Annotated in this window: 4 protein-coding genes; all 4 read left to right on the forward strand. The window is 35.4% G+C overall.

All coding sequences use genetic code 11. The annotated features are described in order from the left end of the window. Positions 1-214 (forward strand): sigma factor-like helix-turn-helix DNA-binding protein (locus tag H6A61_RS14725; RefSeq protein WP_275951561.1); only part of this gene is annotated, 214 nt, incomplete at its 5' end. Positions 215-274: 60 nt separating this feature from the next. After that, positions 275-2,209, forward strand: coding sequence for an alpha-L-arabinofuranosidase C-terminal domain-containing protein (locus H6A61_RS14730; RefSeq protein ID WP_430746821.1), 1,935 nt, complete (start codon positions 275-277; stop codon positions 2,207-2,209). 24 nt (positions 2,210-2,233) lie between these two features. Next, positions 2,234-3,628, forward strand: coding sequence for a glycosyl hydrolase family 28 protein (locus tag H6A61_RS14735; RefSeq protein WP_204394642.1), 1,395 nt, complete (start codon positions 2,234-2,236; stop codon positions 3,626-3,628). Between the two features lie 104 nt (positions 3,629-3,732). After that, positions 3,733-6,579, forward strand: a complete 2,847-nt coding sequence (locus tag H6A61_RS14740) for a two-component regulator propeller domain-containing protein (protein WP_204394644.1) — start codon at positions 3,733-3,735, stop codon at positions 6,577-6,579. Positions 6,580-6,652 lie beyond the last annotated feature (73 nt).

Consider the following 6,652-nt stretch of genomic DNA (forward strand, 5'->3'; position numbering starts at 1 on the left):
TAGTAATATAAATTATAAGGATATATTATCGTTAGAAAAAAGTCGAATAAAATCATTGCCGAAGCAACGGAGGATAATTTATATCAAAAATCGTTTTAACCATAAAACTGTAGGTGAAATAGCTGAAGAACTTAGTATTTCAAAACGAACTGTAGAGGGACATTTATTGCAGGGACGTAAACAAGTAAGGGACTATATAAGACGTTGTATATAATCAGTAATTAATAAATATAATTTTTTTATTATGGGAAATAAGAGATTTTTAGTTGGGTGTATGGCTTTAATGATGGCTGGTGTTGCTGTGGCTACAGAGAATGTCATGACAGTCCATGCAAATAAGATAACATCAGATATCAGTCCTACCATGTATGGATTGTTTTTCGAAGATATCAATTTTGGAGCAGATGGTGGCCTGTATGCCGAGCTGGTAAAAAACAGATCGTTTGAGTTTGCCCAAAATCTTATGGGGTGGGATATTTTTGGAAATGTTACATTGATGAATGACGGACCATTCGAACGTAATCCACATTATGTACGTTTAGGTAAATCAGCTCATCCACATAAGCATTCAGGAATAGAGAATGAAGGTTTCTTTGGTATGGGACTGAAAGCCGGTAGTGAATATCGCTTCTCTGTGTGGGCACGTGGTAATGGACAAAGAATAAGGGTTGAACTTATTGATAATGACAGTATGGGTGAGACTCAAGTTATTACTTCGAAGAAACTGGAAATAACTTCTGATGAATGGACAAAATATCAGATTATTTTGAAACCGGAAGTTGAAGAGAAAAAGGCTCATCTGCGTATATTTCTTGAAACAGACGGTAATGTAGATCTGGAACATGTTTCATTATTTCCTGTAGATACCTGGAAAGGCAGGGAAAATGGACTTAGAAAGAATCTTGTACAAGCATTGGCAGATTTGTCACCAGATGTGTTCAGATTTCCAGGAGGATGTATTGTTGAAGGAACTGATATGGGGAACAGATATCAGTGGAAGGAAACAGTTGGACAGGTGGAAAACAGACCGACTAACGAAAACAGGTGGCATTATACTTTCACTCACAGATTCTTTCCTGATTATTTCCAATCATATGGATTAGGATTTTATGAATATTTTCTTCTTTCTGAAGATATAGGTGCAGAGCCTTTGCCTATATTGAACTGTGGATTGTTATGCCAGTATCAGAATAACGATGATTGTCAGATACCTGAAGATAGTCTTGATATTTTCGTACAGGATGCTTTGGACTTGATTGAATTTGCCAATGGAAATATAGATACCAAGTGGGGAAAACTTAGGGCTGAAATGGGGCATCCGGAACCATTTAACCTTAAGTATCTTGGTATTGGAAACGAACAATGGGGACAGATATATGTGGATAGGCTGAAAGTTTTTGTAGATGTTATTAGAAAACAACATCCGGAAATTAAGATTGTAGGTTCGTCAGGACCATATCCGGAAGGTAAGGAGTTCGAATATCTTTGGAAAGGGATGAAAGAACTTAAAGTAGATCTGGTGGATGAACATTTCTATCGTCCTGATAACTGGTTTATTTCGCAGGGGAAAAGATATGACACTTATGAGAGAAAGGGACCGAAAGTTTTTGCAGGTGAATATGCTTGTCATGTTCCCGGAAAGAAATGGAATCACTTCCGTGCATCATTGCTTGAAGCTGCATTTATGACAGGCTTGGAAAGGAATGCAGATATTGTCAGAATGGCAACATACGCTCCTCTATTGGCACATATTGAAGGATGGCAATGGCGACCTGATCTGATATGGTTTGATAATCTCTCGGTTATGAAAACATGCAGTTATTATGTTCAGCAACTTTATGCTACAAACAAAGGAACACATGCGTTGAAACTGACAATGGACGGAAACATTGTATGTGGCGATAAAGGACAGAACGGATTGTTTGCAAGTGCGGTATGGGATGAAAATGGTAAAACTTATATAGTGAAGGTGGTAAACACATCAGACAATAAACAGGATATTAAGATTGCTTTTAAGGGGTTAAAGAAGAAATTGCAGTCTAAGGGGGAGTGTATATTATTTAGTTCTGAAGAAATGGAAGCAGAAAATACACTTGAAAATCCTGATTTGATTAAGCCTAAGAAGTCTGATTTTTCATTGGAAAAAGACTTAATAAGTGATACTTTATATCCTATGTCGTTTATCATATATAAACTGACAGCTATTTAATATTTGTTTTTTAATGATTTTATTATGAAGAATAAATTATTCGTAATGGTAAGCTTTTTGTTTACCATTACGTTTACAGCTTATGCGCAACTTTATACTTATCCGGAAGGATTAAGAACCGGTATTTATCATAATGATGATTTTACAGTACGGGTAAGAACAAAAGGTGGGGAATGGAAAGAAACCTTTGAATACAAGGTTCAGGTGGATATGGATAGGGTGCAGGACGCCTCTATGGTACAGTTTGATATGGATGAGCCTGTGGAGGTGATGGTTAAGAAAAATAATGGATTGATACAAACTGTTGATATCAGACCTAAGTCGAAAAGTATCGAGTTCAGACAGCTAGAGAACTGTATCTTGTTTACACTTGATAAACCTCAATATTTGTCGGTAGAGTTTAATGGTGACCGTTTGCATAATCTTCATCTGTTTGCTAATCCTGTACAGAAAGAGGTATATACTGAAAGCAAAGAAGGTATAATGTATTTTGGCCCCGGAACACACAGGCCTCAAGATTTGCCTAACAATCAGATCAGGATACCGAGTAACACAACTGTTTATCTTGCACCGGGTGCTGTAATAGAAGCCAAACTGCTTGTTGATCATGCGGAAAATGTGAAGATTATAGGTCGTGGTATAATCTATAAAGGAATAAGAGGCATTGAGGTTACTGATTCTAAAAATGTTTATATAGACGGTATAACAGTAATCAATCCGGACCATTATTCAATATTTGGAGGAGGATCAAAGGATATTACAGTAAGAAACTTCAAATCGTTCAGCTGTAAAGGATGGTCGGATGGTATTGATATGATGAGCTGTCAGAATATAGATATAGAGAATATATTTATGCGTAACAGTGATGATTGTATGGCTTTCTACAATCACCGCTGGAACTGGTGGGGAGGAACCAATAATGTTAATGTACGTCGTGCAGTACTTTGGGCAGATATTGCACATCCTATAAACATAGGTGGACATGGAGATCCGGAGGCTGAAATAGGTGAAAATATAGAGAATCTTACTTTCAAGGATATTGATATATTGGAGCACGATGAAGATGATTATCCATACCAGGGATGCATGGCTGTGGTTTGTGGAGATAAAAATCTGGCAAGAAATATTCTGTTTGAGGATATACGTATAGAAAGTATTCAGGAAGGTATGATTTTTAATATCCGTGTAAATTATAATCCTAAATATGATAAGGCTCCTGGACGTGGAATAGACGGGCTTACTTTCAGAAATATCAGATTCAACGGCATTGGTGAAAACCGTCCTGTGATTTACGGATTTGATAAAGACAGGATGGCAAGGAATATTACCTTTGAGGATATATGGATTAATGGCAAGAAACTTAAGGGGCTTGATTATTTCCTGATGAATGAGTTTGTGGAAGGTGTAGTAGTGAAATAATTGTTTAGTTATTAGATTATTGATTTATAAAAAAATTACTTGAAGGTATAACAATTTTTTATATATTTGCTCTGTGATTAACATAGTTAACAAATGAATGTATAATGAAGAGCATCTATAGGTACATATTATTTCTATACATATTTTTATCCACATTGCCGCAACTGTATGCTTTTCAAGATACATTCAGGAGTATTTCTGTCTCTGACGGATTGGAAGATTTGGTCGTGAACTCTATTTATAAGGATAAGCGTGGATTTATATGGATAGGGACAAATTCATCTGTAGAGAGGTTCGATGGCATACGATTAAAGAAATACAGCCTTTCAAGAGATGGTAGTATAGCAAAGAGGATTTATGATATATGTGAGTCAGGGGAAAATAGGCTGTATTGTGGAACAGGCGATGGATTACATATGCTTGATACAATATCCGATCAGTTTGTAAGGATATTTCCTGATAAAATAAATTTTAAGGTTAATAATATATTTCCTTTTTCCTCAGATTCGTTGCTTTTGACTACTGATAAAGGTCTTTATTTAAGTACAGCTGACACTGTTATTTGTTGTACATTAGAAGGTCATACCTTTACTACACGTAACGTTCCTACATCTATTGCTAGAGATCATAATTCTGATGCCGTATGGATTTCTACAAAGGAAGGTCTGATTTATTATGAACCGTATTCTAATAAATCCACTGTTTTCAATTGTAATGATGTAAATCTTTCCAATTCATTTTATAATATTTCAATTATAGGAGATTACGTTTACCTTGGCACTATGAACAAAGGACTTATGCGTTTCAATATAAAGAAGCGAGAGTTCAGTAGTTTCGTAGATGTAGGATGTAGTGTAATTTCTTCTTTATCATCCGATGGCAAAGATATTTTGTATGTCGGTACGGATGGAAATGGAGTACATTTTGTGTCTATATCACAGAATAAGATAATAAAATCGTACAGGCACGTTGCAGGAAACTCAGAAGGCATACGTTCCAATTCTGTATATTCTGTCTTGGTGGACCGTGACGGTTTGTTATGGGTCGGATTATATCAGATGGGAGTAGATTATACCCCATATCAGAGCGGGCTGTTTGGAGTATATAAATGGAAAGATAAGTTTACCTCAAAAGATATGTCTGTCAGAACTATTGCTTTCGATGGTAAACGTAAGCTTATAGGTTCAAGAGATGGGTTGGTGATTATTGATGAAGATAGGGATATAGTGAAGTATTATAATATACCATCAATAAGGTCTAATATGATTATTTCCAGCTGTTTTTTCGATGGTAAATTTTATATAGGCACTTATGGTGGAGGAATGTATGTTATTAATCCGGAGGACCTGTCTATACATGATTTTCCTGATACTAATAAAGAACCTTTCAAAACAGGACATATATTTTGTATCCGTCCGGATAATAGTGGAAATTTATGGGTAGGTACTTCTGATGGGCTATTTTGTTTTAATGGTGGTAAGATGATATATCATTTTACATCATCACAGTCTAAGTTACCTCCTGGAAATGTATATGAGATATTTTTTGATTCATCAGACAATGGATGGGTATGTGCTGAAAAAGGAATATGCCTTTGGGAGGCTTCTACCAAGAGTATTATTATAGATTCTTTTCCAAAAGGATTTGTCAGTCATGAAAAAATACGTGCCATTTATGAGACATCCGGTCACGATTTGTATTTCCTTCCTGAGAAGGGACCTATGTTCTATTCGGACATACCAATGAAAAAATTTTCGTATGTTGATAGTATTCCAATGCTTGAAGGTAAGCAATTTCTGTCTATCATAGAAGATGATATGGATGGAATGTTGGTGACAACAAATAATGGAATGTATCGTTTAAGTTCTGATGGTAATGTTATGCCTTTCAGTTTTGCAGATGGCATTCCTAGTCCGATTTTCATCAATTGTACTTCTGTTAGAGATTCTGATGGCGGACTGTGGTTTGGTAATTCCAAAGGATTGGTGTTTTTAAAATCTGGAGATATAAATTCTTTACGTAAGCATCATTACAATGTTGAAATTACCAATATTCTTGCTAATGGCGTTTCATCTGGAGTAAGACTGGAAAAATCAAATGAAAGTGAGTATAATCTTTATATTGATGGATCAAAACGGAATATAACAGTTCAGTTCTCTGGATTGATATATACAGACCCTTCCAATATGATTTATGAGTATTCTTTGGGTGAGAACGGAGAATGGAGAACTTTGCATGGACTGTCTGAAATATCACTCTATGAGGTTGTGGATAATTCAATTCTGAAGGTCCGTAGAGCTGGATATCCAGAGGCACAAGCCATTCTGTACATCAATGTAGATAAAGACAATTCCGTATTGTTATATTTGATAATAATACTGGGGGTGCTTTTTATTACATTGTATCTGTTCCGCAAAAGGGTAGTAAAATACACTATAGGTAATTTGAAAAAGTTTATATCATGGTTACAGCATGAGGAGAAAGAAGAGGATAATAATAATGAGGTTGAAATTCCTGTTGAGACTGAGATTGAAGACCATGCCATGATAGAAGAAACAGACAAGTATAAGACAAACAGACTGACAGATGAGGAATGTAAGCGTTTGCTGAAGTTGTTGGATAAGGAAATGACCAAGAATAAACTGTACGTAAATCCTTCTCTTAAAATTGCAGATTTGGCAAATGTTGCAAATACTTCATCTCATGCCTTGTCTTATCTTTTCAACCAGTATTTGCAGAAAAGTTATTATGACTATATAAATGAATTCAGGGTTGAAGAATTCAAAAATATAATACAGCAAAAGAAGTATTCGCAATATACTCTTGAAGCTTTGTCTGAGCACTGTGGTTTCAGCTCCAGAGCTTCTTTCTTCCGTTCATTCAAGAAAGTCACAGGTATTACACCTAACGAATATATTAAGAATATTAAAGGAGAAAGTAGGAGCAAGTAAGTTAATAAAAGCCATCTTATCGATTACTTTTTATAATTTCAAAGGTCTCAAATTATTTTTTGAGACCTTTAAT

This window comes from Bacteroides caecigallinarum (assembly GCF_016901995.1).
In the GTDB taxonomy this organism is placed as follows: domain Bacteria; phylum Bacteroidota; class Bacteroidia; order Bacteroidales; family Bacteroidaceae; genus Phocaeicola; species Phocaeicola cellulolyticus.